The sequence below is a fragment of the Stenotrophomonas sp. P5_A9 genome, from assembly GCF_056400525.1.
On record NZ_JBFULC010000005.1, the window covers coordinates 13,559 to 36,883 of the forward strand.

Below are 23,325 nucleotides of genomic sequence, written 5' to 3' on the forward strand. Positions count from 1 at the left end.
CGAGAGGTCGGGCGCGACATGCCACCGCACCGGTTTCCGGTCATCGCCACGCGAAGGCGTCGCTGGGGCTTGCGCGCCAACTGCTGAAGCGTCGGTCCTTGGCTGTACCGCCTCGGCAAAGCGGCGCCGGACGCACCGCTATAGAATAAGCCGCTAGACCGTCGCCCTGCCGCTTTCACGGCGCGGCGACCACCGCATTTCGACCTCTGGAGCCRCTTCATGACCACTGCGCATTTCTACCCGATCGGCACCCCCGGCCAGCCCTGGGGCGACGCCGAGCGCGCGCAGTGGCGGGCCGCCCAGCAGCGCCAGCGCAGCTATCACGATGACGTGGTGGCCGCGCTTGAACGCCTGGGCGAACGCTTCGAGGTGGTCCAGTACGGCCAGCTCGACTACGCGCCGGATCATTACCCGCTGTTTGCCGTGGTCAACCAGGATTGGGATGCCGGGCTGCCGACCGCGCTGATCACCGGCGGCGTGCACGGCTATGAAACCAGCGGCGTGCATGGCGCGCTGCAGTTTCTCGACGAAAACGCTGAAGCCTACGCGGGCCGCATCAACCTGATCGTGGCGCCGTGCGTGAGCCCGTGGGGCTATGAGCGCATCCAGCGCTGGAATCCCGATGCGATCGATCCCAATCGAAGCTTCCGCGACGGTGGTCAGATCGAAGAGGCGCGCGCGCTGATGCAGTGGGTGGCCGCGCGCGGCGACACCCTGCTGGTGCACCTGGACCTGCATGAAACCACCGACAGTGACCTGCAGGAGTTCGACCCGGCACGCTGCGCGCGCGACGGCAAGGCCCTGGTGCCGGACATCATCCCCGATGGCTTCTACGTGATCGGCAACAGCGAAGATCCGCAGCCAGCGTTCCAGCAAGCGCTGATCGCAGCGGTGGAGAAGGTCACCCATATCGCCCCGGCCGATGCCAAGGGCGAACTGATCGGCATGCCGCTGCAATCCAATGGCGTGGTCTGGGGCGAGTCGCGTTCGATTGGCGCCTGCGCCGGCTTCACCGACGCGCGCTTTGCCACCACCACCGAGGTCTACCCGGACAGCCCGCGTACCAGCCCGCAGGAATGCAACGACGCGCAGGTGGCGGCGGTGCGTGCGGGGCTGGATTTCGCACTGGCCCAGCGTTGAGCGGTATCTGACGCGTTAGCCATTCGGGCCGGGCCGCCGCGGTGACACGCGGCGCTTCCGCCGGTCCGATGCGATCTCGATGCATCGGAACCTGTGGCCAGGTGCGGCGTTTACGCGTTGGCTGTGGCGGATTTCGGTGGATTCCTAGTGCATTTCCGGTCGCAGATCGCATCGGCGGTGGCGCCGGCATGGGTAACCTGCCCGGGCAGCAATGTCGCTGCCAGAGGAGCCACCGCATGCGCACCTGCATCGCAACGTTGTTGCTGGCATTGGGTCTGGCATCGCCAGCATCGGCTGACGACGCCACCATCGTGCTTCGCGATTTCATGCCGCTGGAGTTGGCGGCGGGGCGACTGGATCGAAACACAGCGGGTGCCCTGGTGGCCCAGGCGCTGACCGCGCCGCGCGCGCCGGCACCCCCGATCAGCCAGGTCGCAGTCCTCGCCGTGGGCTCTACGCAGGCGGGAGGCTGGGAATACATGACATCACCCGGGCAGTTGAGCACCACGCTTGATCATGGCGGCAGCGAGTTACGGGTTGTCGTTCGTCAGATCGGTTACGGCGGGGCCCCCATCGGCAGCCTCTGGGGCTCAGCGCTCCCACGCGGCGCGCAGTACATGACCGAGCGGCTGTGCGTCGACGGCAGCGGCTACACGCAACAGTGCCAACCGGGCCAGACCATCGTCGGCTGGTTGTACTACTTCAGCCTGGACGGTGCCCAGGATGGCGAATTCGGCTTCCAGAACACCTCGCTCAATGCCCCCTTCAACACCGCGTATACCGCAATCCATATCCGCTGACGAAAGCGCGGCGCCGTGGGGAAGGGGGCGCACGGTACGCGAGCGGCGGCCAGGGGCGGCCGCCGCATGTCGTCACTGCGCGAGGCAGGTGCTTACTGGATATCGCCGTACGAGCAGCCCACCGTCACCCAGCCGGGCGAATAGCTCAGGTCCACCAGCACGCGCACGTTGCGGTTGTCGCTGAGCACCTTGCGGTAATCCATGCCCTTCCAGCCGTACGTTTCTTCCATGGCGGCCTGGTCCGGGCGCGGCGACATGCCGCCGATGCGATCGACGATGGCCTTGCCACGGGTCAGTTCCTGGCCGGGTGCCACCTTGAAGGCCAGGTGCATTTCGGTGGTGCTGGACAGGTTGACCAGGTTGGAGGTCTCACCCCAGGCGGTGATCGGTGCATCGCTCTTCCACAGGCTCAGGGCCGCATCGCCGGACGCGTCTGATCCGGCATGGGCGAAGTCCTGCACTTCCTCGGCATTGATGCGGCCGGTGAACGCGGCAACCTCGGCGGCGGTGAGCTTGCATTCGAGCAGCCGCGACAGCGTGGATGCGGTGCTGTCCTGGGCCATTGCCGCGGCAGGAGCGAGCAGGCCGAGCAGGGCGCACAGGGTGGTGGACTTGATGGACATGGAGCCTCGATGGGTTGGGTATTCGTGCTGGGTGGGGCCGGGCGCACGTTCCGTGTGAGCACGTCGCCGCGGCGAACGAATTCTGCCCGATTCCTCATGGCGTTTGCATGCGTGCGCGCACGCCGGCTTGAAGATGTGAAGATGTAGCAAAGATCACATTTTCGATGTGTAGTATCATGCCGCGCTTGATCATTGCCTCGGGCCATTGCCCGTCTCTCGGTCATCCTTCCTGCAGTACCGTGGAATTCCACGCGGCCGTCCGGGATCGCCTGTTGCCACCCCTCTTCGCGCATCTTGCCGCGTTCTTCCGGAGGCGGTTTTTTCCTGTGCCGTGCGCGGGACCTCGGGCGTGGTGATGGCCATGCTTCCAGGAGAAAGCACCCATGCAGGACCGCCACGCCGCACATGCCCATTTCGGCTGGTTCAAACGCCGTCGCCAGGTACAGGTGGACGAAGTCACCGTGGTCGATTGACCGATGCTGAAAAAGGCCGTCGGTGCCGCCGCACTCGGCAACGCGATGGAGTGGTTCGACTTCGGGGTCTACGGCTATATTGCGGTCACCCTGGGGCAGGTGTTTTTTCCCTCCAGCAATCCCACCGCACAACTGATCGCCACCTTCGCCACGTTCACCGTCGCCTTTCTGGTGCGTCCGCTGGGCGGCTTGGTATTCGGTCCGTTGGGCGACAAGTACGGGCGGCAGAAAGTACTGGCGTTCACCATGATCCTGATGGCGCTGGGCACCTTCAGCATCGGCCTGATTCCGTCCTATGACCGCATCGGGTTGTGGGCGCCGGCGTTGCTGCTGCTGGCGCGGCTGGTGCAGGGTTTCTCCACCGTTGGCGAGTACGGCGGTGCGGCGACCTTCATCGCCGAATACGCCACCGACCGCAACCGCGGGCTGATGGGCAGCTGGCTGGAGTTCGGCACGCTCGGCGGCTGCATCGCCGGCGCGGGCACCGTGACGGCGCTGCACATGGCCTTGAGCAGCGCGCAGATGCTGGACTGGGGCTGGCGCATTCCGTTCCTCGTGGCCGGCCCGCTCGGCCTGCTGGGGTTGTACATGCGGATGAAGCTCGAAGAAACCCCGGCCTTCCGTGCCTATGCTGAAGATGCCGAGAAGCGTGACCACGAACGCCCCGGTCTGGGTGCGCTGTTCCGCGTGCATTGGCCGCAGCTGCTCAAGTGCGTGGGCCTGGTGCTGGTGTTCAACGTCACCGACTACATGCTGCTGACCTACATGCCCAGCTACCTGAGCGTCACGATGGGGTATGCCGAAAGCAAGGGCCTGCTGCTGATCATCATCGTGATGCTGGTGATGATGCCGCTCAACGTGGTCGGCGGGCTTTTCAGCGACAAGCTGGGCCGCCGTCCGATGATCATCGGCGCCTGTATCGCTCTGTTCGCGCTCGCCATCCCGTGCCTGAAGCTGATCGGCACCGGCAACGACTGGCTGATCTTCCTGGGGCTGATGCTGCTGGGGCTGGCGCTGGTGTGTTTCACCAGCTCGATGCCCTCCACGCTGCCGGCGCTGTTCTACACCCCGGTGCGTTACAGCGCGCTGTCCATCGCCTTCAACGTATCGGTGTCGTTGTTCGGCGGCACCACGCCGCTGGTCACCGCCTGGCTGGTGGAGCGCACCGGCGACCCGCTGGTACCGGCGTACTACCTGATGGGTGCGGCGGTGATCGGGGTGATCACCATGCTGTTCGTCAACGAGACCGCGCGCATGCCGCTGCGTGGCTCGCCACCTGCGGTGGCCAGCGAGGCCGAGGCGCGTGCGCTGCTGCGCAGCGATGCACCGATGACCGTGGACAGTGCCCAGCCGACGCTGCCCGAGGCAGTGGCGCCGGACGAGGCGCGGCCGGCGTAAACAGGGGCCGGGACGACAGGATGACGGCGGTCGCCTGCGCGCGCCCGCCGCTGCGGCATACTGGGCCCAGTTCATAAGGAGCTGGACCATGACACGGACGATGATGGGGCGGGTTCTGCTGCTGTTGGCGGTCTTTACCGCGATGGGGGCTGTGATGGCCGGTGATCGGCTGACGTTGGACGCGGCACGGCGTGCCGTCGCGGCGACACTCGATATGCTACCGCCCGACGACATCGTTTTCGATTATCGACCGGTCGACATTCGCGTGGCCGACATCGACGGCGCGGGCACGCGCGGCATCGTGTACACCTACACCGCCACTACCTCCGGCTCGACCGGCAATCGACCCAACGAACTGGTGGTGATGACCGCGCTGCGGCCGGGGGATCGGCGGGGACAGTCGGCGTATCCCGGCAACGTGTCGTCCGATGACGTGGCGTTCGCGATCCTCCGCGAGGTGGGGTACGCCAACGAGGTGTCGGTCCACATCCCGGGCGAACTCACGGGTCTTGAGGTGGTGGGTGGGGAAATCCAGGTGCGCTTCGAAAGTCGGCTTGAATCGCCCACCTGCCAACGCGCAGCCGTCACCGCCGGTGGTGAGGCGCGCGCCAACGACTGCCCGCCACCGGGGCCGCACCGCTGGCGCTATCGCTGGACGCCGGGGCATCTGACCCGCGTTGCAGGCGATTAGTCCGTCCGGCATGGCGCCACCCCAGGTGCGGACGAGGGTGACGATGCGGCAGGCCTTGCACCGGTCGCACTCGCACCGTCCTCACGATGATTCCACGCGTTGCTGCTTGCCTGGCCCCTAAGCTGGAACTCCCGTCGCGACGTTCTCTTCCCATGACCACAGCACTGCGTGATCTCGACGCGCTTGAACCCATCGATATCGATGGGCTGAAAGCGCAGGGCGTGCCACCGGTCGCCCAGTATCTGGTGGACCAGGAAAAATTCGTTCTGCTCGGTGGTAAACGCGGTATCTACCGCCTGGCCGGTGCGGACACGGCGTGCTACTTCACCAGCCTGGATCAGATCCGCCTGCACCTGCTGGGACAGGCGATGACCCGGTTGACCGTGGAGCTGGCCTAGCGGTTCAGAGCCCGCCGTGCCGCGGCAGCGGTGCAGGCACGTTCAACTGACCGCCTGCGGCCACGTACGCCGCCAACGCCTTGCCCTGGCTGAGCAGATGCCGGTTCATCATCTGCTCGGCCGCTTCCGGCTCGCGGTTGCGGATGCATTCCATCAGGGCGCGATGCTCGGCCAAGGACTGCGCCATGCGGCCGGGGGTCAGCAACTGCCGGCCGCGATGCATCTTCAGGATGCGGTGCAGGTCGTGGGTGACGCGTATCAGCCACGGGTTCCCGGCATGGGTCTGCAGGCTCTCGTGAATCAGGTAGTTGTTGCGGTAATACTCGGCCAGGTCGCCCGCAGCGGCGGCGGCCTCCATCGCGTCATGCAGCGCTTGCAGCTGGACCACGCCCTCCTCATCGATGCGCTTGACCGCCTCGTGCACGCAGCGGCCTTCCAGCATCGCCATCACCGGGAACAGCTGGTTGAGGTCTTCCAGGGTGAGCCGGGTAACGCGGCTGCCGCGACCGGCATCGAGCTGCACCAACCCTTCGGCGGCCAGCAGCTTCAGACTCTCGCGCAGCGGGGTGCGGCTGATGCCCAGTTCCTCGGCGAGCATCGGCTCGTCGATCCATTCGCCCGGTGGCAACGCATAGTCGTAGATCTTCTGGCGCAGCCGCTCGGCCACTTCTTCATACAGCGGCACGCGTTTCTTCGACAGGCGGGGACCAGGGGCCAACGGCATGGCAGCGCTTCATGGAGGGGTGTGCAGCATTCTACCGGGTCATGGCGGGCCTGACGGGCAGGCCCGCCGTGGGCTCACATCCAGCCCGGCACGACGAACAGCAGCCATGCCAGCAGCGGGCCGAAGGCCACCACCAGGCCGCTGTAGACCAGGAAGCGGCGGAACAGGGCTTCGCGCTCTTCCTTCGCGGCCGAGGCCACCACCAGTGCGCCGTTGGTCGAGAACGGGCTGACATCCACCACGGTGGAGGAGATTGCCAACGCGCAGATGACGCCGGCGGCGCTCAGATGCCCCTGCATCAGGAACGGCACCGCCAGCGGAATCGTGGCGCCGAGCACGGCCGCCGACGACGCGAACGCCGAAACGATGCCACCGACATAGCAGACCAGCAGCGCGCCCAGCAGCGGAATGCCGATCGCACCCACGCCATGCCCGATGTAATCCACCGCGCCGGCTTGCTGCAGGACGGCCACGTAGGTGACCACGCCGCTGATCAGCAGCACGGTCGACCAGCTGATGCCATCCACCGCGCCCTTCTGCGAGTTGGGCGAGAGCAGCGCCAACACCACCGCGACGGTGATCGAGACCAGACCGACGTTGAGGTTGTAGAACAGGGCGGCGATGCCCAGGCCCAGCAGGCCGATCAGGGTGAACACGCGCTCGCGGTTGATGCGCACGTCATCCAGTGCGTCCGGATCATTGGAGAGCGTGCCGCCACCGGCCGACACCAGCGCGCCATGGCCTTCGATCGCGAACTGACGCGAGGAAGCCTGGCTGCCCGCCACCAGCGGCGCGGTCGCCGTGGGCGCGCGGCGCATCAACGCCAGCCCACCGAAGGCGAAGAAGCAGATGATGCCCATCAGCAGGTTGAAGCCCAGACTGGTCAGGAACACGGCCATTTCCGTGACTTCCAGCCCCGCCTTCTGCACGACCTGGTTGGTGATGCCGCCATACACGCTGATCGGCGAGAAGCCGCCGGCCTGCGCGCCATGGATCACCAGCAGGCCCATCATCAGCGGGTTGATCCGGTACTGCTTGGCAAAGCGCAGCGCCACCGGGCCGATGATCGCCACGGCCGCAGGGCCGAGCGCACCGAAGGCGGTCAGCACCGCAGTGACCACGAACATCACCCACGGAATGGCGACGATGTGGCCGCGTACGGCCTTGACCGCCCAATGCACGAGCAGATCGATGGTGCCGTTCTTCTGCGCGATGGCGAACAGGTAGGTGATGCCGACCAGGGTCAGGAACAGGTCACCCGGGAAGCCGGCCAGGACCTCCTTGCCCTCCATCCCGACGAACAGGCCGCCGATGATGAAGGCCAGCGCGAAGGCGACGGCACCCATGTTGATGGGCAGGGCCGTGGCCACGATGAACATGATCACCAAGCCGATGATCGTTGCGATTTGCGGACTCATGCGCCCTCCCGAGACACTTGATACGCGTGCAGCATGATGGCGACCCGCCACCTGGGAACTGCCGGTGTTACACCTTCGGGTGGCCGCTCATGCGCGTGCGCATGCGGCGCCCACCCATTCCCGCACGCCCTCCAGCGTGCGGAAATCCTCCACCGAGCGTGCCTGCAGCTGCGGATGCAGCTCGCGCACCCGGCGGCTCAGCGCCGAGCCCGGGCCCAGCTCGAGAAATACCTTGCCGCCGCGTTCGACCGCCTGTTCCAGCACCTGCTGCCACTGCACGGTCTGTCCGATCTGCGCGGCCAGCGTGTGCACCACGCGCGCGACATCGCCCACGCTGCGTCCGTCGATGCCCGCCAGCAGGCGCAGTCGCGGTGCCTGCAGGGGGGTGTCACGCAGCACCCCCTCGAACGCCTGCGCGGCGCTTGCCAGCAGCGGCGTATGTGCAGCGACATCCACCGGCAGAGACACCGTGCGCGCGCCTTGACGGGCGGCAGCGGCGGCGACGGCCTCCAGTCCGGTGCGCAGGCCGCCCAGCACCACGTGGTCCGGGCCGTTGACGATGGCAACATGCACCGCTTGCCCGGCGCACAGTGCTGTGATCTGGGGGGCGTCCAGGCCGATCACCGCGATCAGGCCGGCATCGGCCGGCGAGGCGGCGTCCATCAGTGCGGCGCGGCGTGCGGCCAGGTGCAGGCAGGTCGCGCTGTCGATGCTGCCGACCACCGCATGCGCGGCCAGCTCACCGGCGCTGTAACCGGCAACCGCGGTAATCGTCGGCAACCGGTCACGCAACGCGGCCCAGTGCGCCAGCGCTGCGGCGCAGACCAAGGGTTGGGCGAACGTGTTGCGGAAGCGCACGTCCTCGGCGGCAAGTGCTTCCACCGGCGTGCCCAGTACGTCGCTGGCCTGCGCGAGGATGGGGCGTACCCGCGCGTCGTCCCGAACGCGCGCGAACATCGCCGGGTGTTGGCCGCCCTGGCCCGGGCAGAGCAGGACCAGGCTCATGCGCGCGCCTGCAGGTGCAGGAACCAGGTGCAGGCCAGCAGGTCGGCGCTGCCGCCCGGGCTGAGCCGACGTTGCTCGAAGGCGTGGCCGATGGCGCTGACGCGGTCGCGCCAAGCCGGGTGCTGGACACCGCCCTCCGCGAGAAAGCTGCGCGCCTGGTGCTGCGCGTACGCCAGCCCGGCTTCACCGCCACGGTGCAGCAGGTTCAGATCGACCACGTGGGCGATCAACGTCATCAGGGTTTCCACCTGCGCCGCCTCGGCGTCCCGGGTGGTGCGCAGCACACGCTGCAGGGTCGGCAGGGCCAGTTCCCGCAGCAGCGGGTAACCGGCGGCGGCCTGTTCGCGGACACCGGGTACGGCATGCCGGCGGCGGGCACGCTGGCCGGGACTCTCGGGGTTCAGCGGGGCGTCCAGCAGCGCCGATCGCCATTGGGCAACACCGCGACACACCGCATCGCCCGAGGGCGCGCGCACGCCGTTGGCGTGCAGGCGGGCAGACTTGGCGTGCAGGCGGGCAGACTGCGCGACCAGCAGCCCGAGGCTGAAGATCGCCCCGCGATGCGTGTTGATGCCGCCGGTGGCGCGCAGCATCGTGGCTTCGGCGGCGATGCCGAGCGAACGCAGGGCCTCGAACGGCGCATCGTTGCCGCCGGCCTGCGCGATGGCGACGAAGTAACCGCGCAGCGCGAACAGACTGCGCAGGAACGTGCCGGCATCCATGTCACTGTGGCTGCCGCGACTGAAGGGGGTGACCAGGCCGGGCTTGGGCGCGCAGGCGAGCTCGGCGTGCAGGCTCGCGATGGCCAAGCGGCCGAGACGACGCGCGTCGGCGGAGCAGGGTGCTGCGGTAGCAGGCACGGGCTGGCGAACGGCGTTCATGCGGCGACCTTCCAGGCGGCCAGCGCCTCGCGCGGCACCAGCCAGCACGCATCGTCACCCTTCACCATCAGGCGCCTTGCGCCGCTGGCGTACTCGCGCCAGTTGACCGCGCGATCGCCCGGGAAGCGCAGCTCACCGTCCAGGCGCGTGGGATGCTGCCGCTCACGCGGGTGCAGCACGGCGACGATCTCATCGGCCTGCCGGGTGTCGGCTACCTCCCAGAGCAGATCCAGATCGGATCCGTCGTGCAGGTAGGGCAGGCCGGTCAGGTGCTGCCATGCCGCGCTGCCGAACACGCGGGGGGCTGCGGGCAGGGTGGCCGTATCGGAGACAAGGCCGTGGAGTCGTTCACGCCATGCCGGGCCGATATCCGCGGCAACCTCGGCCAGCAGCGGCGGGGGTGCGCTGCGCAGGACGGCGGACGGATCAACGCGCAGCGACAGCCGCTGGCGCTGCTCGGCCAGTGGCAGCGGCACGCCCAGCCGCAGCTGGTCACCCTCACTGGCCGGGTCGCGCCGCGCCACCACGAACGGCAGTCGCGCCTGGGCCCACGCCCGCAGGCGCACCTCCGCGCCCGCGGTCAGCACCTGCCACGGTGCCTGCGGATCGAGCCAGACCAGGTCGTGCCGGCGCATGGTTCAGGCCTCGCCTGCGGCCACGGCAGCGGCGACATCGTCAGCCAACCGGCGGCCGCCGCGCTCGGCGCCACGTGCGCGGCGTTGATCGCCGGTGATGGGTGCCTTGAGCGCGTCCACCAGCGCCTGCGCGAGGTCGCCCTCCCAGACGGCCTCCACCGCGCCCATGCTGACGTAGTTCTCCACGCCCGGTGCGAACACCGGGGAGCTTTGGCTCAGTGCCTGCAATTTCTCCAGCGGTTGTTTGGTGACGCGGGCCATCGCGCGCAGGTCCATCACGCGCACCTGCGCTTCGGGCAGGGCGAAAATGCGGTCGGCCATCAACCCGAACGACAGGAAGCCGCCGCTCACGGACTCGCCATAGACCAGGCTGACCAGGGGAGCGCCGCGGCGGCGGGCCAGATCCAGCGTGCGGGCCAGATGCGCGAAGTAGCTGTTGATGCCGAGCATTTCATCGCGTCGCGCCAGCCGCTGGCCAGCGGTATCGACCAGCATCACGATCGGCCGTTGCGGATGCTCGCGGGTACTGGCGAGCACGGTAGCGGCCAGCGTCAGTGCGTGATCGACACCGACTTCCAGCTTGTTGGCGGTACCGATCACGGTGACCTCGCCCGCTGCAGTGGTGGCGGTGCCGCCCAGCACATCGTCGTTGCGGGTGATCGCGTGGCCGAGCGGGAACAGCGCGTCGAGCAGGGGGGTCAGTTCCATGGCAGGCTCCGGTCCTTGACCGCATCGAGGAAATCAGCGGTCTCCAGCAACGGCAGCTGTTCGGGATCGGCGATGCCCTGCAGGCGCCAGACGTCCAGGCCATCGCGGCAACTGCCGTAGGCGTCGATCCGCGCACCAAGCCGGGCGTGCGCCTGCTCGAGGGCCTGCAACGGGTCGTCGGCCTCGGTGTGGGCAGCCATCAGTGACGTTGCAGCGTCGCCGAACGCCTCGATGCGATCCGGCACCAGCTGCACGGCATCGCCGATCAGGTAGCGGTGTTTGCCACCGGTCACGCGCCACACCAGGGCGCGGTCGCGCGCATCGAACTCCTCCACCCCGCGCACGGTCTCGATCACTTCCGGGCCGGACAGCGACAGCCGGCCTTCCTCGGACATCACCACCGCCGTGCAGCACCGGGCGACGATGCCCATGCCACCGAACGCGCCGTTGCCGCTGCCGATCAGCGCGAACACCGGAATCCCGGCCGCGCGCGTGGCCAACACCGCGCGCATGATCTCGGAGATCGCGATCAGGCCGGCGTTGGCCTCATGCAGGCGCACGCCACCACTGTCGAGCAGCAGCAGCACCGCGTCCGGGCGCACCGCAACGGCACGTTCGAGCAGGCCGGTGAGCTTGGCGCCGTGCACTTCGCCCACGCCGCCGCCCATGAACTGGCCTTGCTGCGCGGCAATCAGGACACTGCGGCCGTTCAAACTGCCCGCGCCGACCACGATGCCGTCATCGAACGCGCCGGGCTGGTCGAGCTGGGCCAGGTGCGGACTGATGATGCGCCGGCCGGGGCCGACGAATTCGGTGAAGCTGCCGGTATCCAGCAAGCCGTGGATGCGCTCGCGGGCATCGGCCTCGTAGAAACTGTGACTGCTCACGACGGGTCTCCCTCCTGCAGCGTTTCCAGTGCCTGCTGCAGACGCAGGCTGACCACCGCCGGGGTGGCGCCGGCATCGTTGATCGACAGCCGCACGTTGCGCAGCGGATGGCGCGCGGCAAAATCGGCCAGCACGGCCTGCCAGATGGTGTCGAACCCGGTGGCCGAGGTGATCACCTCGATCTCCATCGCACCGTCCAGCGGGGTGGGTTCGATCAGCACTTCCAGATTGCCCGAGGCGACCACGCCGACCAGCGCGTGGTGATCGCGCTCGGAGAGATCATGCTGCCCGGGGAAGCGATAACGCAGGGTTTCCATGGCGTGCCCCTTACCAGTTGCGGAAGCGTTTGGGCGGGTTGTACAACCCGCCGGACCAGCGCACGAGATCCTTGACCGAGCGCGCCGCCAGCAGGTCGCGGCTGGCATCGCGGGTGCGGATGCCGAGGTCTTCGGGGCGGCGGATGATGCCGCGGTCGCGCAGGTTCTCGACCATGGCACGGTCGCGCCCCAGGCCGACCGCCGTGTAGCCGGCCACGCCGCGGATCGCCTGCTCGCGTTCCTCCGGGCTGCGGCACAGCAGCAGATTGGCGATGCCTTCTTCGGTCAGCACGTGGGTGACGTCATCGCCGTAGATCATCACCGGCGGCAGCGGCATGTTCGCGCGCTCGGCCAGGTCCCAGGCATCCAGACGGTCGACGAAGGCCGGCGCCATGTGCTCGCGGAAGGTCTCTACCATCTGCACCACCAGCTTGCGCCCGCGCGGCATCTGCCCGGGCAGGGCCGCTTCCTGGCCGGCCTTGAGCCAGGCCGGGCTGGCATGGCGACGGCCACGTGCATCCGAGCCCATGTTGGGCGCCCCACCGAAGCCGGCGATGCGGTCGCGGGTGGCGGTGGAACTGTTGCCCTGCAGATCGATCTGCAGCGTGGAGCCGATGAACATGTCGCACGCGTACAGGCCGGCGGTCTGCGAGAACGCGCGGTTGGAGCGCATGCTGCCGTCGCTGCCGGTGAAGAACACATCCGAGCGCGCCTGGATGTAGCGCTCCATGCCCAGCTCGGAGCCGAACGAATGCACCGACTGCACGAAGCCGGACTCGATCGCCGGGATCAGCGCCGGGTGCGGGTTGAGCGCCCAGTGCGTACCGATCTTGCCTTTCAACCCCAGCGATTCGGCATACGTGGGGAGCAACAGCTCGATCGCGGCGGTATCGAAGCCGATGCCGTGGTTGAGGCGCTGCACGCCGTACTCGGCGTAGATGCCCTTGATGGCCATCATCGCCATCAGCACCTGGATCTCGGAAATCTGGGCCGGGTCGCGGGTGAACAGCGGCTCGATGTAATTCGGGCGCGGCGCCTCGGTGACGAAGTTGACCCAATCGGCCGGGATATCCACGCGGGGGAGGGTGTCGACGATCTCGTTGACCTGGGCGATCACGATGCCCCCACGGAATGCGGTGGCTTCGACGATCACGGGGGTGTCTTCGGTGTTGGGGCCGGTGTAGAGGTTGCCGTGGCGGTCAGCGGCCTGGGCGGCGATCAACGCGACCTGCGGGGTGAGGTCGATGAAGTAGCGGCCGAAAAGTTCCAGATAGGTGTGGATCGCCCCGATCTCGATCCGGCCCTCGGCGACCAGGTTGGCCAGTCGTCCGCTCTGCGGACCGGAGAAGGAGAAGTCCAGGCGCTGTGCGATGCCGCGCTCGAAGACATCCAGATGCGAGGGCAGGGACAACACGGACTGGACCATGTGCAGGCCGTGGATCTCGGCCGGGTCGAGCTGGGCCAGGCACTCGGCGAGGAAATCAGCCTGCTTCTGGTTGTTGCCCTCCAGGCAGACCCGGTCGCTGGGTTCCAGCACGGTGTGCAGGAGTCGGGTGACCTCGGCATGGGGCACCTGGCGCCCAAGCCCGGCATCGGTGGCCCGCTGCAATCTTGCCTGGCGGCGATCCGCAAGCGTGTTCCAGTCTCGAGCCATAGGGCGCCTCTTCATAATTACGCTGTAATTACAAAGCTACCACCGCTATTTGGTGGGGGCAAGAGGGGCGCTGGCCCACCCCCAGCCCCCAGGATCCATGCATTGACCCAAAAATAGAGCCGCCCAAGGGCGGCTCCATTCCAGCACCAGCTCTAACTCATCCCATCACCAGCTGTAACTCATCCCCAGCTGGGCACTGGTCTGGTGGTACCCACTGGCCTGCTGCCGGGCCAACCCCGCCCAGGCTCCGAGCCCGTTGGCAAACTTCAGCGACGCACCGGCACTCACTTCCGCGCGGCTGCGCGGAATGCGCGCGTCCACGCGCTCGTCGTCCATCCACACCTGCGACTCGGCGCGGGTGTGCAGCCAATTGGCGGCGACGTACGGCTGCACATCGGCCGCGCCGTCGCCCCAACGCGTCACCCCGGACAAACGCAGACCCACGCGGCCATACAAGCCATCGGCATCCTGCGTGGTCACCACCGTGCCATTGGCCTCGGTGTGGCGCAGGTCGTCCCAGCGGTTGTAGCCCACCTGCAACTGCGGCTCCAGGAAGATCCCGCCGGCCTGTGCACCGCCCACGCGGAACGCGTAGCCGGTTTCAATCGCGCCCTGCCAGCCGCGGCTGTCGTAGCGTTCGGCGTCCAGCCCGACGCCTTCCACGCGGTTACGGAACTGCGCACGCTGCACCGAACCATCCACGTAGAAGCCGGCATACGGATCGACGTCATTGCCCGCCCGCCACGTACCGTACACCCCCAGCGCTTCGCCCTTGACCTTGCCGCGGGCGTAGTAGCCGGTAAGCGCATTGGTCGAGGTGCTGGTGGCATTGCCACTGGACAGCATCACGCCTACGCCGCTGCCCGCATCGTTGCGCCACACATCGGCGCCGACGCTGAGCGACTGGCTGTTGCCCTGCACATCCAGCTGCTGGCTCACCGCATCAAAGCCGGTACGCGAGCCATCCACCCGCGCCCAGGCGCGGCCGCTGTTCTGGCCGGCATGGCGGTCGTGGTAGCCCAGTCGGAACATGGATTGGGTGGCCTGCAGGTTGGCCAGGTAAGCCCCACCTTCCGGACGCAGCACCGGCACCGGCGGGTCGACCGGCGGATCCACCGGCGGGTCAACGGGGCCGCCGCAGCCGGGCAGGGTGGGATCGGTATCGCAGGGGTCCGGCGCCGTCGGCAGCTGCGAGCGCAGGTACCAGTTGCCTGCGTTCTTGAACAGGAAATATTCGTACTGCCCGCCCACGGCACGTCCGGCCAAGTCGAACTGGCCGTTGGAGGCACCGGCCACGGTGATCAGCTCGATGCCGTTGACCGTCTGCGCCCCGGCACCACCCACGTTGTTGACCCGCACGTTGGTCTGGCCACTGCTGTCGCCGCCGATGACCAGCTTGTCCGAGGCGGCATCGTCGCCGGCCAGCACGGTGTTGAACAGCAGCGTGCCGCCGTTGCCGGTGTAGTTGCCGCTCACGGTCAGGGTGTTGAACGCGGTGCCGTTGCCCAGCGCGACTACACCGCCGGTCGCCGCGGTCAGCGTGTTGACGCTACTGTTGCCCGTGAGCTGCCAATAGCCGCCCTGATCGATGGTAGCGGCGTTGACGCCAGTGAAGCTGCCGTTGATACGACCGCCGTTGGAAAGGGTAACGTTGCCAACGCTGCCATCGGCGGCGACCAGGACGTTGCCATCCAGCACGCTGCCTTCCACGAAGAGGTTGGCCGTGGTGATGCGGTCGGTGGCAGACCCTTGCTCGACGGTGAGGATGTTGCCGTCACCGCCGCTGAGCGAGGCGCCGTTACGGACGAAAATGTCGGTGCTGGCGAGCAGGCCGGTCCCGTCGGAGCGGACGTTGATCGCGCTGCCCGCGGTGCCGACCACCGACGATCCGTCGATGATGACCGTGCCGTCGCCAGGCCTGGCGACGGCGAGTGAACTGGCGTGCAGAATGCTCAGGCCGTGCGCCTCTCCGCGGATGACCGAGCCGTTGAGCGCAGTCACCGCGCCGCCGAACGTGGTGATCGCACCGTCAAACTCAGTGCCCCCCGTCGCGGTGATGCTGGAATTGGAGAGCGTGATGGCGCTGCCGCTGCTCACGTTGGCCGCGCTCGCTATGCCGCTTATGGTGCTGTCAGTAAACGCGGCACTCGAACCCACGAGCGAACCTGTGTCCACGAGCAGTGAAAGCGCCGTGCCGCCCGTATTGGAAAGCGTCCCGCGGTTGAATACGGCACTTGACTGCCCGCCTGCCGTCAACGCGCTGACCGTAGTGTTGGCAGCAATGGAACCCCCTGTAACGCTGACGGTTGCGCCGTTGCCCGCGGTCGTGCTTCCTGCGGTCGCACCATCACTCAAGGTGATGGCGGCGTTATCCACCTGGATGTCGGCGGCGGCGGCGCCCGGTGCCACAGTCAGGGCCGCACCATCAGTCACCGACCAGGATTCCAGCGGATCGCCGGGGTTGACGGTGTACGTCGTGCCGGGGCCGGTGACAGTGCCTGCGATGGCGGACAATGGGCCGAGAAAAAGCGCGGCAGCGACGGCGCTGGCGAGGACATGGCGGGAGGTCAGATACATGGGAGGCGTCCGTTAGGGAGGGAGTGCTGCCAGTCACCGAGAGCATTAAATGACGGAGAAAACGTGATGCGCTCGTGATACGCGTCTCATGCTCTCGCAAGATGAATGGCGCGGAGAGAGCGAAAGTGCTGCCGTCTCGGGGGTAGGGGAAGTCTGGGGCCAGCTGAAACTGTGATCCATGCAACTAATTGCAATTGCGCCCCAAGGCTGAATGGCCGTTACGGATCGATGGCGTCAATAGGGAGCGAAACGGTGCAGCGCATGTCTTCGCTGGCTCAACGCGCTGCAACATGCGGTCGCACATCGCCGGTGCTAGGATCGGCCACACCTTGAATCGATCTAAATCCAAGCACATGACCAGAACGGGGACGTCAGGATGGGTGGGGCTCGCAATGGGCGCCCTGTTGATAGCCGGTGCCGCCAACGCGGCGCCCATGGCAGTGGGTGAACGTGCCTACGCCGCCGTCGACCCCTTCATCGGCACCGGCGGGGAAGGGCATACCTATCCCGGCGCCACGGTGCCGTTCGGCATGGTCCAGCTCAGTCCGGACACCCGCATCCAGCCGCGCGAAAAGGCCTACGGCTGGGCAGCCGGTTATCGCCATGACGACAGCAGCATCGTCGGCTTCTCGCACACGCATTTCTCCGGCAGCGGCCATTCGGACCTGGGCGACGTGCTGGTGATGCCGTTCACCGGCGATCCGGGGCTGGAGCGCGGTGACCCGGACACGCCAAAAAGTGGCTATGCCTCGCGCTTCCACCATGACAATGAGAAGGCCGAGCCGGGTTACTACGCGGTCACGCTGGACGACTACAAGGTACGCGCCGAGCTCACTACCAGCGCGCGCACCGGCGTACACCGTTACACCTATCCAAAGGGCGAGAAGGCGCGCGTGCTGCTCGACCTGCGCACCAGCCTGTATGACTATCCGGGCAAGATCCTGTGGTCGCGGCTGCGCCTGCAGCCCGATGGCACGGTCACCGGCTTCCGCGAAACCCGCGGTTGGGCGCCGGGCCGGCAGCTGTATTTCGCGATGCGTTTCTCGCGCCCGCTGACCGGCCACGCCTTGCACAACACCGAAACCGACATTGCCTACAAGGGCTTCCCGCCGCCGGGCCAGAACGATCCCACCCAGCGCCCGCAGATCGAGGGGCGGCAGCTGCTGGGGACGTTCGATTTCGGCACGCTGGATGCCCCGCTGGTGGTCACCGTGGCCATCTCCTCGGTGAGCGAGCAGGGCGCGATCGCCAACCTGGACGCCGAAGCGAAAGACCAGAACTTCGACCGCGTGCGCGCCGAAGCGAAGCAGCAGTGGCGCCAGGCGTTGTCCGCGGTGGAGATCGAGGCGCCCGTGCATGACCTGCGCAGCGCCTACACCGCGCTGTACCACAGCATGCTGGGCCCAACCCTGTTCATGGATGCCGATGGCCAGTACCGCGGTTCGGACAATGCCGTGCACCGCGCCGAGGGCTACACCAACTACTCCACGTTCTCGTTGTGGGACACCTACCGTGCGCTGCATCCGTTGCTGACCCTGGTGCAGCCGGAAAAGCGCAACAGTGATTTCATCAATTCGCTGATCGTCCACCAGCAGCACAGTGCGTACGGCATGCTGCCGGTGTGGGCGTTCCACGGCCAGGAGACGTGGTGCATGATCGGTTACCACGCCGTGCCGGTGATCGCCGATGCCTACCTCAAGGGCATTCGCGGTTTCGATGCGGACAAGGCGCTGGATGCCATGGTGGCCACCGCCAACTACGGCCCGTATGACGGCATCGCGCAGTACCGCGAACTGGGCTGGGTGCCGATCGACGAGGAAGGCGAAGCGGCGAGCAAGACGCTCGAATACGCCTTCGACGACTGGACCATCGCACGCATGGCCGAAGCGATGGGCCGCAAGGACGTGCAGGCCACCTTCGACAAGCGCGCCGGCAACTGGCGCCATGCCTATGACGCCGGCACCGGCTTCATGCGCGCACGCAAGCGCGATGGCAGCTTCCGCGAGCCCTTCGATCCATCGGCCAGCGGGTACGGCACCGACTACACCGAAGGCAACGCCTGGCAGTACTCGTGGTATGTGCCGCAGGACGTGGCCGGGCTGGCGCAGGCCCATGGTGGCAGCGACACGCTTCTGGCGCGCCTGGACCAGGTGTTCGAGGCCAAGGTCGACCCGTCGATCTTCGAGCATATGGAAGACATTACCGGCCTGATCGGCTGGTACGCGCACGGCAATGAGCCCAGCCACCACGTGGCCTACCTGTACGCGCATGCCGGTCAGCCGTGGCGCACGCAGGCCCGCCTGAAGCAGATCATGGACACCCAGTACGCCGACCGTCCCGATGGCCTGGCCGGGAATGACGACCTGGGCCAGATGTCGGCCTGGTACGTGTTCACCGCGCTGGGCTTCTATCCGGTGGCGCCGGGCAGTGGCGAGTACATCATCGGCCGCCCGTTCGTGCCCAAGGCCACGTTGAACCTGCCCAACGGCAAGCAGTTCCGCATCGTTACGCAGGGGATGGACAAGGGGCACCAGTACGTGGGCTCGGTTACCCTCAACGGGCAGCCGCTGCAGCGCACCTTCCTGCGCCATGCGGAGATCCTGGCCGGCGGCGAGCTGCGCTTCACCCTGCAGGCCGAACCGAACAAGGCGTGGCCGGGGCAGGGCGCGCAGGCGCCGTACTCGATGTCGCGCTGAGCATTGGGCGAAACCCGTCAACCCTTGCAGGGCAAGGGCTGTCCCGACGTGGGACAGCCGGGTCGGGCCAAAATGGGATTTATGTCCAATTTGGCCAAAAGGCGTATGATGGCCCCATATCCCGCGCTGGAGCCTGCCATGACGTTGCCCCTGGATCTGCCCGGCCTTGAAAAGGCTACTGCATCATCGGTAAAGACCCGTGGCTGGCCGAGCCTGATGCGCACTGTGCGTGAAAAGCAGGCGCTGGTGATTACCAACCACAACCACCCCGAAGCGGTGATCGTCGATATCAAGGCCTACCAGGAACTGCTGGCCAAGGCCGCCGGCGCCGGTGGCGACGCGCGCGGCGGTGAGCTGGAACGCCTGCGTGCGCAGTTCGATACGCAGTTGGCCGGGCTCAACCGCGACGGCGGGCTTGGCAAGGTGCTGGGCAAGCCGATCCATCGCGGCAAGATCACCCCCGGCAAGTCGCTCTGACCGGTGGGGCGGATCCTGGTGCTGGCCGGCGTCAACGGCGCCGGCAAAAGCTCGCTATTGGGCATGTTGCTGGAGGCGAAGGGGCTGTCCTGGTACAACCCCGACGCGTTCACCCGCGCCCTGGTCGAGGCCGGCTGGGTGGAGGCCGAGGCCAACGCAATGGCCTGGCACGAAGGCACGCGGCGGCTGCGCCAGGCCATGCTCGATGGCAGCGATTTCGCCTTCGAAAGCACGCTCGGCGGCAATACCATCCCACGCCTGCTGCGTGAGGCCTGCGCCTCGCACGAGGTCGCGATCTGGTTCTGCGGCCTGGACAGCGTGGCCCTGCATATCGAGCGCGTGGCGGCCCGGGTGAGCCGCGGTGGCCACGACATTCCGCAGGACAAAATCCACGCCCGCTACGATGCCTCCCGCGAAAACCTGATCGAGCTGCTCCCGTACCTGGCCGAGGTGCATGTCTACGACAACAGCGCCCCGCTGGACGAACAGGGCCGCGCCGACCCGCGGCCCTTGCTGCAACTGGACCGCACTGGCCTGCATTACCCGGTTTCGGTCGCCGAACTGCTGCACACCCCGGACTGGGCCAAGCCGATCGTGATGCGGGCGATGGAGCTGCACGCCGGCGCTGCCTGACGCTGCGGCGGGCGGCGGTGCACACGCGGCACACACATCCGTATGCGCGGTGCTTACATCCACCTGCCTACCTTGGACCTCGGGCGCAATGGCGACCCGTTTTCCCAAGGAGTCCACGATGCAGCAGCACATTCCCGCAGGCACCCTCGTCGTCGTCGCAGACGGCGGCTCGGCCCGTGTGTTCACCAATGTCGGCGATGGCCGCACCCTGCAGCTCAAGCAGCACGATGAGCTGAAGGTCCAGGACATCAGCGCGCAGGGTGTCTCCGGCCAGGGACCGTCGGGCTCGATGCCGCAGGACATGAGCATCTCGCAGATGAACGAGGCTACCTTCGCCAAGCAGTTGGCCGGGCAGTTGAACGAGGACGCCCTCAACAACCGCTATGCCCACCTGGTGCTGATCGCCGATCCGCAGACGCTGGGGCGGATCCGCCCGCAGCTGCACAAGGAGGTCCAGTCGCGGTTGCTCGCCGATCTGGCCAAGGATCTCACCAACGCCCCGCTCGAAGACATTCAACGGGCGCTTGAGCAGGCGCGATGAGCTACAGCCGCGACTACGCCAGCCAGGAGCCGTCACGCGCCGAGATCGATGCGGGCACCGGCTGGCAGCTGGTTGAGTTCGGTGCCCCGTGGTGCCCGCATTGCAGTGCCGCCCAGTTGGCCCTCAAGGACTGGCTGGATGCGCACGAGATGCCGCATTTGAAGATCGAAGACGGTAAAGGGCGGCCTGCGGGCCGCTCGTTCAAGGTCACGCTGTGGCCGACCGTGATCCTGCTGCGTGATGGGCAGGAAGTGGCACGGGTGGTGCGACCGCGTGGCGATAACGATCTGGCCGTGTTCGATCACGCGCTGCAGGGCTAGAATCCCGGCGTTGGTTGTTTGCCGGGATCTGCGCGTGCCTTACCGAAAAAAGCACATCACCGCCGTCGATGGGCAAGGCCGCAGCATGCCGTTCGCGCCGGATGCGCCGGTGCTGTGCCGCGCGCGCGACTACACGCCGGGCACGGTGATTCCGCTTCACCACCATCCCGACCGCCATCAACTGGTGTACGCCGAGACCGGCGTGCTGGTGGTGCAGGCGGGCACCGGGCGCTGGGTGGTGCCGAGCACGCGCGCGATCTGGATGCCGGCCGGCATGGGGCACAAGGTGAGCTGCATCGGCGCGGTCGGCATGCGCAGCCTGTACATCCTGCCGTCGGCCATGGCACATGCGCCAGACACCGCGTCGACCGTATCGGTCACGCCGCTGTTGGCGGCCTTGATCCGCGCCGCCGTCGAGGTGCAGCCGCCGTATCGGCAGGACTCCCGCGACGGTCGGGTCATGCAGCTGATCCTGGACGAACTGGAGACGCTGCCGGTGTTGCCGCTGCACCTGCCGCAACCGCTGGATCCACGACTGCAGGCCATCGCGCGCCGGCTCGAATCCRCCCCGGATGATCCCTCCACGCTGCAGGACTGGGCGCGTCGGCTTTCGGTGGACGTCAAGACGATCCAACGCTTGTGTGCGCGCGAAGTGGGCATGACCTTCGGCCAATGGCGGCAGCAGGCGCGGTTGCTGCGCGCCCTGGAGCGTCTGGCGCACGGCGACAAGATCATCGATGTGGCGCTGTCGCTGGGGTATGCCAGCCCCAGCGCGTTCACCGCGATGTTCAAGAAGCGCTTCGGGCAACGGCCGAGCCAGTTCTTCCAGTAGCGCCGCGCACCTGCCGCGCGTAGCGTCGCGTCAGTGCGGCCTGGTTTTGGGCAGGAACGCCGTTGCCAGGCCCAGCAGGGGCAGGTACGAGGTGAAGTGGTAGACCCACACGATGCCGTGGATGTCGGCCAGCTTGCCCAGGCCCGCCGCGCCGATGCCGCCGATCCCGAACATCAGGCCGAACATCAGCCCCGATACCATGCCGACGCGGCCGGGTACCGCTTCCTGCGCATACACCACCAGCGCGGCGAAGGCCGAGGACATCACCAGGCCGACCGCGATCGCCAGCACCGCCGTGCCCATCAGGTTGGCGTAGGGCAGGGCGAGTGCGAACGGCGCCACGCCGAGGAACGAAATCCAGATCACCGCCTTGCGCCCGATCCGGTCGCCGACCGGGCCGCCGATGAAGGTGCCCAGCGCGATCGAGGCCAGGAAGATGAAGAGATACATCTGACTCTGCTGCACGCTCAGGTGGAAGCGCTCGATCAGGTAGAAGGTGAAGAAGTTGGTGAACGAGGCGATGTAGACGAACTTGGCGAACATCAGCACCGAGATCACCACAATGGCCTGCACCACTTTGCCGCGGCTGAGGCCGGTGCCGTGGCTGCGCGCCAGGCTGCTCATCTTGGCCTGGCCATGGCGCACGGTCCAGCCGGTCAGCCGGAACAGCACGAAGATGGCGACGGCGGCGATCAGCATGAACCAGCCAATGGCGCGTTGCCCGTGCGGAATGACCACCGCGGCGGCGAGCAGGGGGCCGATCGCCGAGCCGGTGTTGCCGCCGACCTGGAACGTGGACTGCGCGGTGCCGAAGCGCCCACCGGAGGCCATCCGTGCCACGCGCGAGGCTTCTGGATGGAACGTGGCCGAGCCCACGCCGACCACTGCGGCGGCCACCAGCAGCATTTCGTAACTGTTGGCCAGGGCCATCATCGCGATGCCGATGAAGGTGGCCACCATGCCCGACGGCAGCAGGTAAGGCAGCGGCCGTTTGTCGGTATACATGCCCACCCACGGCTGCAGCAGCGAGGCGGTGACCTGGTACACCAGCGCGATCACCCCGATCTGGCCGAAGCTGAGCTGGAACTCGCTCTTGAACATCGGATACACCGCCGGCAGCACGGCCTGGATCATGTCGTTGAGCAGGTGCGCGAACGCGGCGGCGCCGACGATGCGGATCGCAAAGCCCTGGTTGGCGGGTACGACGGGGGCGGCCGAGGGGATCGGTGCGGGTGCGGGGGAGGGCGTTTGTGGGGTCATGGACGGCATCGAAAGCAGGGCACGCTTGCCGGCACCATGCGGGGGCGTTGCAGCGCCGCGCGGTCCCGGACCCGTGGGGAGGGGAGGGGACGCCCAGAATAGGACCGTTGCCTTCTCCCGTCTCGCGCGATATGGGCGCGGGTCGTCGCAAATGGGGCATGGATCGCGCCGCGTTGCGTCGTGGACCTCATTTTAAGGCGTCCCCTCTACAATTGAGGGCTTCAAGCAATGAGGACA

General features: G+C 67.2%; 23 protein-coding genes and 1 pseudogene. 12 read left to right on the forward strand and 12 right to left on the reverse strand.

What is annotated here, in order from left to right; translation table 11 throughout:
• The first annotated feature begins 219 nt into the window (after nucleotides 1-219).
• Together AC1DR7_RS02780 and AC1DR7_RS02785 are read left to right on the forward strand one after the other, a co-directional pair.
• The gene (locus AC1DR7_RS02780) at nucleotides 220-1,140 is read left to right on the forward strand and encodes a M14 family metallopeptidase (protein ID WP_457322025.1); all 921 of its coding nucleotides are present in this window, start codon (nucleotides 220-222) and stop codon (nucleotides 1,138-1,140) included.
• A gap of 236 nt (nucleotides 1,141-1,376) precedes the next feature.
• Nucleotides 1,377-1,940: a DUF4879 domain-containing protein gene (locus AC1DR7_RS02785; protein ID WP_478052706.1), complete on the forward strand. Its 564-nt coding sequence runs from the start codon at nucleotides 1,377-1,379 to the stop codon at nucleotides 1,938-1,940.
• A gap of 92 nt (nucleotides 1,941-2,032) precedes the next feature.
• On the opposite strand, the gene AC1DR7_RS02790 is transcribed toward AC1DR7_RS02785, so the two are convergent.
• Complete coding sequence (locus tag AC1DR7_RS02790; protein ID WP_478052707.1) at nucleotides 2,033-2,563, reverse strand: hypothetical protein; 531 nt, start codon at nucleotides 2,561-2,563, stop codon at nucleotides 2,033-2,035.
• Between the two features lie 383 nt (nucleotides 2,564-2,946).
• Between AC1DR7_RS02790 and proP the strand changes: the two are divergent.
• The 3 genes and pseudogenes from proP (at nucleotide 2,947) to AC1DR7_RS02805 (ending at nucleotide 5,523) form a co-directional block, all read left to right on the forward strand.
• Nucleotides 2,947-4,434: pseudogene (gene proP / locus AC1DR7_RS02795) on the forward strand (glycine betaine/L-proline transporter ProP).
• Nucleotides 4,435-4,522: 88 nt separating this feature from the next.
• Complete coding sequence (locus tag AC1DR7_RS02800) at nucleotides 4,523-5,125, forward strand: hypothetical protein (RefSeq protein ID WP_478052071.1); 603 nt, start codon at nucleotides 4,523-4,525, stop codon at nucleotides 5,123-5,125.
• Nucleotides 5,126-5,277: 152 nt separating this feature from the next.
• Entirely contained in the window at nucleotides 5,278-5,523 is a 246-nt protein-coding gene (locus tag AC1DR7_RS02805; RefSeq protein WP_256776742.1) for a hypothetical protein, read from the forward strand.
• 4 nt (nucleotides 5,524-5,527) lie between these two features.
• Here the strand turns inward: AC1DR7_RS02805 and AC1DR7_RS02810 are convergent, their stop codons facing one another.
• The 10 genes from AC1DR7_RS02810 to AC1DR7_RS02855 form a co-directional block, all read right to left on the reverse strand.
• Nucleotides 5,528-6,247 carry a GntR family transcriptional regulator gene (locus AC1DR7_RS02810; RefSeq protein ID WP_478052072.1) on the reverse strand — a complete coding sequence of 240 codons (720 nt, stop codon included), beginning with the start codon at nucleotides 6,245-6,247 and terminating at the stop codon, nucleotides 5,528-5,530.
• A 74-nt stretch (nucleotides 6,248-6,321) separates the two neighbouring features.
• Nucleotides 6,322-7,665: an SLC13 family permease gene (locus AC1DR7_RS02815; RefSeq protein WP_457319338.1), complete on the reverse strand. Its 1,344-nt coding sequence runs from the start codon at nucleotides 7,663-7,665 to the stop codon at nucleotides 6,322-6,324.
• An 87-nt stretch (nucleotides 7,666-7,752) separates the two neighbouring features.
• The gene (mdcH, locus tag AC1DR7_RS02820; RefSeq protein ID WP_457319339.1) at nucleotides 7,753-8,670 is read right to left on the reverse strand and encodes a malonate decarboxylase subunit epsilon; all 918 of its coding nucleotides are present in this window, start codon (nucleotides 8,668-8,670) and stop codon (nucleotides 7,753-7,755) included.
• Nucleotides 8,667-9,551: a triphosphoribosyl-dephospho-CoA synthase MdcB gene (gene mdcB, locus AC1DR7_RS02825; protein ID WP_457319340.1), complete on the reverse strand. Its 885-nt coding sequence runs from the start codon at nucleotides 9,549-9,551 to the stop codon at nucleotides 8,667-8,669. Before mdcB ends, mdcH begins: the two co-directional genes overlap by 4 nt.
• Nucleotides 9,548-10,186, reverse strand: coding sequence for a malonate decarboxylase holo-[acyl-carrier-protein] synthase (mdcG, locus tag AC1DR7_RS02830; protein ID WP_457319341.1), 639 nt, complete (start codon nucleotides 10,184-10,186; stop codon nucleotides 9,548-9,550). Before mdcG ends, mdcB begins: the two co-directional genes overlap by 4 nt.
• Before the next feature lie 3 nt (nucleotides 10,187-10,189).
• On the reverse strand, nucleotides 10,190-10,894 hold the full coding sequence (mdcE, locus tag AC1DR7_RS02835; protein WP_457319342.1) for a biotin-independent malonate decarboxylase subunit gamma: 705 nt from the start codon (nucleotides 10,892-10,894) through the stop codon (nucleotides 10,190-10,192).
• Nucleotides 10,885-11,781, reverse strand: coding sequence for a biotin-independent malonate decarboxylase subunit beta (locus AC1DR7_RS02840; protein WP_256776749.1), 897 nt, complete (start codon nucleotides 11,779-11,781; stop codon nucleotides 10,885-10,887). Before AC1DR7_RS02840 ends, mdcE begins: the two co-directional genes overlap by 10 nt.
• Nucleotides 11,778-12,098, reverse strand: a complete 321-nt coding sequence (gene mdcC, locus AC1DR7_RS02845) for a malonate decarboxylase acyl carrier protein (protein ID WP_457319344.1) — start codon at nucleotides 12,096-12,098, stop codon at nucleotides 11,778-11,780. Before mdcC ends, AC1DR7_RS02840 begins: the two co-directional genes overlap by 4 nt.
• A gap of 10 nt (nucleotides 12,099-12,108) precedes the next feature.
• Nucleotides 12,109-13,752 carry a malonate decarboxylase subunit alpha gene (gene mdcA / locus AC1DR7_RS02850; RefSeq protein WP_457319345.1) on the reverse strand — a complete coding sequence of 548 codons (1,644 nt, stop codon included), beginning with the start codon at nucleotides 13,750-13,752 and terminating at the stop codon, nucleotides 12,109-12,111.
• 165 nt (nucleotides 13,753-13,917) lie between these two features.
• Nucleotides 13,918-15,753: an autotransporter family protein gene (locus AC1DR7_RS02855; protein WP_478054646.1), complete on the reverse strand. Its 1,836-nt coding sequence runs from the start codon at nucleotides 15,751-15,753 to the stop codon at nucleotides 13,918-13,920.
• On the opposite strand from AC1DR7_RS02855, the gene AC1DR7_RS02860 reads away from it, so the two are divergent.
• The 7 genes from AC1DR7_RS02860 (at nucleotide 15,740) to AC1DR7_RS02890 (ending at nucleotide 21,828) form a co-directional block, all read left to right on the forward strand.
• Entirely contained in the window at nucleotides 15,740-16,345 is a 606-nt protein-coding gene (locus AC1DR7_RS02860; protein WP_478052710.1) for a hypothetical protein, read from the forward strand. The two genes, AC1DR7_RS02855 and AC1DR7_RS02860, sit on opposite strands and share 14 nt — an antisense overlap.
• Before the next feature lie 337 nt (nucleotides 16,346-16,682).
• Nucleotides 16,683-19,025 carry a GH92 family glycosyl hydrolase gene (locus AC1DR7_RS02865; protein ID WP_478054647.1) on the forward strand — a complete coding sequence of 781 codons (2,343 nt, stop codon included), beginning with the start codon at nucleotides 16,683-16,685 and terminating at the stop codon, nucleotides 19,023-19,025.
• A 138-nt stretch (nucleotides 19,026-19,163) separates the two neighbouring features.
• The gene (locus AC1DR7_RS02870) at nucleotides 19,164-19,502 is read left to right on the forward strand and encodes a type II toxin-antitoxin system prevent-host-death family antitoxin (protein ID WP_256774363.1); all 339 of its coding nucleotides are present in this window, start codon (nucleotides 19,164-19,166) and stop codon (nucleotides 19,500-19,502) included.
• Nucleotides 19,503-19,505: 3 nt separating this feature from the next.
• Nucleotides 19,506-20,135: an ATPase gene (locus AC1DR7_RS02875; protein ID WP_457319494.1), complete on the forward strand. Its 630-nt coding sequence runs from the start codon at nucleotides 19,506-19,508 to the stop codon at nucleotides 20,133-20,135.
• Nucleotides 20,136-20,253: 118 nt separating this feature from the next.
• Nucleotides 20,254-20,676, forward strand: a complete 423-nt coding sequence (locus tag AC1DR7_RS02880) for a host attachment family protein (protein ID WP_256774361.1) — start codon at nucleotides 20,254-20,256, stop codon at nucleotides 20,674-20,676.
• The gene (locus AC1DR7_RS02885) at nucleotides 20,673-20,996 is read left to right on the forward strand and encodes a thioredoxin family protein (protein ID WP_256774360.1); all 324 of its coding nucleotides are present in this window, start codon (nucleotides 20,673-20,675) and stop codon (nucleotides 20,994-20,996) included. The genes AC1DR7_RS02880 and AC1DR7_RS02885 overlap by 4 nt, the downstream gene beginning before the upstream one ends.
• Before the next feature lie 34 nt (nucleotides 20,997-21,030).
• Nucleotides 21,031-21,828: an AraC family transcriptional regulator gene (locus tag AC1DR7_RS02890; protein WP_478076387.1), complete on the forward strand. Its 798-nt coding sequence runs from the start codon at nucleotides 21,031-21,033 to the stop codon at nucleotides 21,826-21,828.
• Between the two features lie 30 nt (nucleotides 21,829-21,858).
• Here the strand turns inward: AC1DR7_RS02890 and AC1DR7_RS02895 are convergent, their stop codons facing one another.
• Complete coding sequence (locus tag AC1DR7_RS02895) at nucleotides 21,859-23,097, reverse strand: MFS transporter (RefSeq protein WP_457319498.1); 1,239 nt, start codon at nucleotides 23,095-23,097, stop codon at nucleotides 21,859-21,861.
• Nucleotides 23,098-23,325 lie beyond the last annotated feature (228 nt).

Coding starts and splice junctions, on each gene's coding strand:
- AC1DR7_RS02780 (WP_457322025.1), top strand. CDS start 220: ATGACCACTGCGCATTTCTACCCGATCGGCACCCCCGGCCAGCCCTGG.
- AC1DR7_RS02785 (WP_478052706.1), top strand. CDS start 1,377: ATGCGCACCTGCATCGCAACGTTGTTGCTGGCATTGGGTCTGGCATCG.
- AC1DR7_RS02790 (WP_478052707.1), bottom strand. CDS start 2,563: ATGTCCATCAAGTCCACCACCCTGTGCGCCCTGCTCGGCCTGCTCGCT.
- AC1DR7_RS02800 (WP_478052071.1), top strand. CDS start 4,523: ATGACACGGACGATGATGGGGCGGGTTCTGCTGCTGTTGGCGGTCTTT.
- AC1DR7_RS02805 (WP_256776742.1), top strand. CDS start 5,278: ATGACCACAGCACTGCGTGATCTCGACGCGCTTGAACCCATCGATATC.
- AC1DR7_RS02810 (WP_478052072.1), bottom strand. CDS start 6,247: ATGCCGTTGGCCCCTGGTCCCCGCCTGTCGAAGAAACGCGTGCCGCTG.
- AC1DR7_RS02815 (WP_457319338.1), bottom strand. CDS start 7,665: ATGAGTCCGCAAATCGCAACGATCATCGGCTTGGTGATCATGTTCATC.
- mdcH (WP_457319339.1), bottom strand. CDS start 8,670: ATGAGCCTGGTCCTGCTCTGCCCGGGCCAGGGCGGCCAACACCCGGCG.
- mdcB (WP_457319340.1), bottom strand. CDS start 9,551: ATGAACGCCGTTCGCCAGCCCGTGCCTGCTACCGCAGCACCCTGCTCC.
- mdcG (WP_457319341.1), bottom strand. CDS start 10,186: ATGCGCCGGCACGACCTGGTCTGGCTCGATCCGCAGGCACCGTGGCAG.
- mdcE (WP_457319342.1), bottom strand. CDS start 10,894: ATGGAACTGACCCCCCTGCTCGACGCGCTGTTCCCGCTCGGCCACGCG.
- mdcC (WP_457319344.1), bottom strand. CDS start 12,098: ATGGAAACCCTGCGTTATCGCTTCCCCGGGCAGCATGATCTCTCCGAG.
- mdcA (WP_457319345.1), bottom strand. CDS start 13,752: ATGGCTCGAGACTGGAACACGCTTGCGGATCGCCGCCAGGCAAGATTG.
- AC1DR7_RS02865 (WP_478054647.1), top strand. CDS start 16,683: ATGACCAGAACGGGGACGTCAGGATGGGTGGGGCTCGCAATGGGCGCC.
- AC1DR7_RS02870 (WP_256774363.1), top strand. CDS start 19,164: ATGACGTTGCCCCTGGATCTGCCCGGCCTTGAAAAGGCTACTGCATCA.
- AC1DR7_RS02880 (WP_256774361.1), top strand. CDS start 20,254: ATGCAGCAGCACATTCCCGCAGGCACCCTCGTCGTCGTCGCAGACGGC.
- AC1DR7_RS02885 (WP_256774360.1), top strand. CDS start 20,673: ATGAGCTACAGCCGCGACTACGCCAGCCAGGAGCCGTCACGCGCCGAG.
- AC1DR7_RS02895 (WP_457319498.1), bottom strand. CDS start 23,097: ATGCCGTCCATGACCCCACAAACGCCCTCCCCCGCACCCGCACCGATC.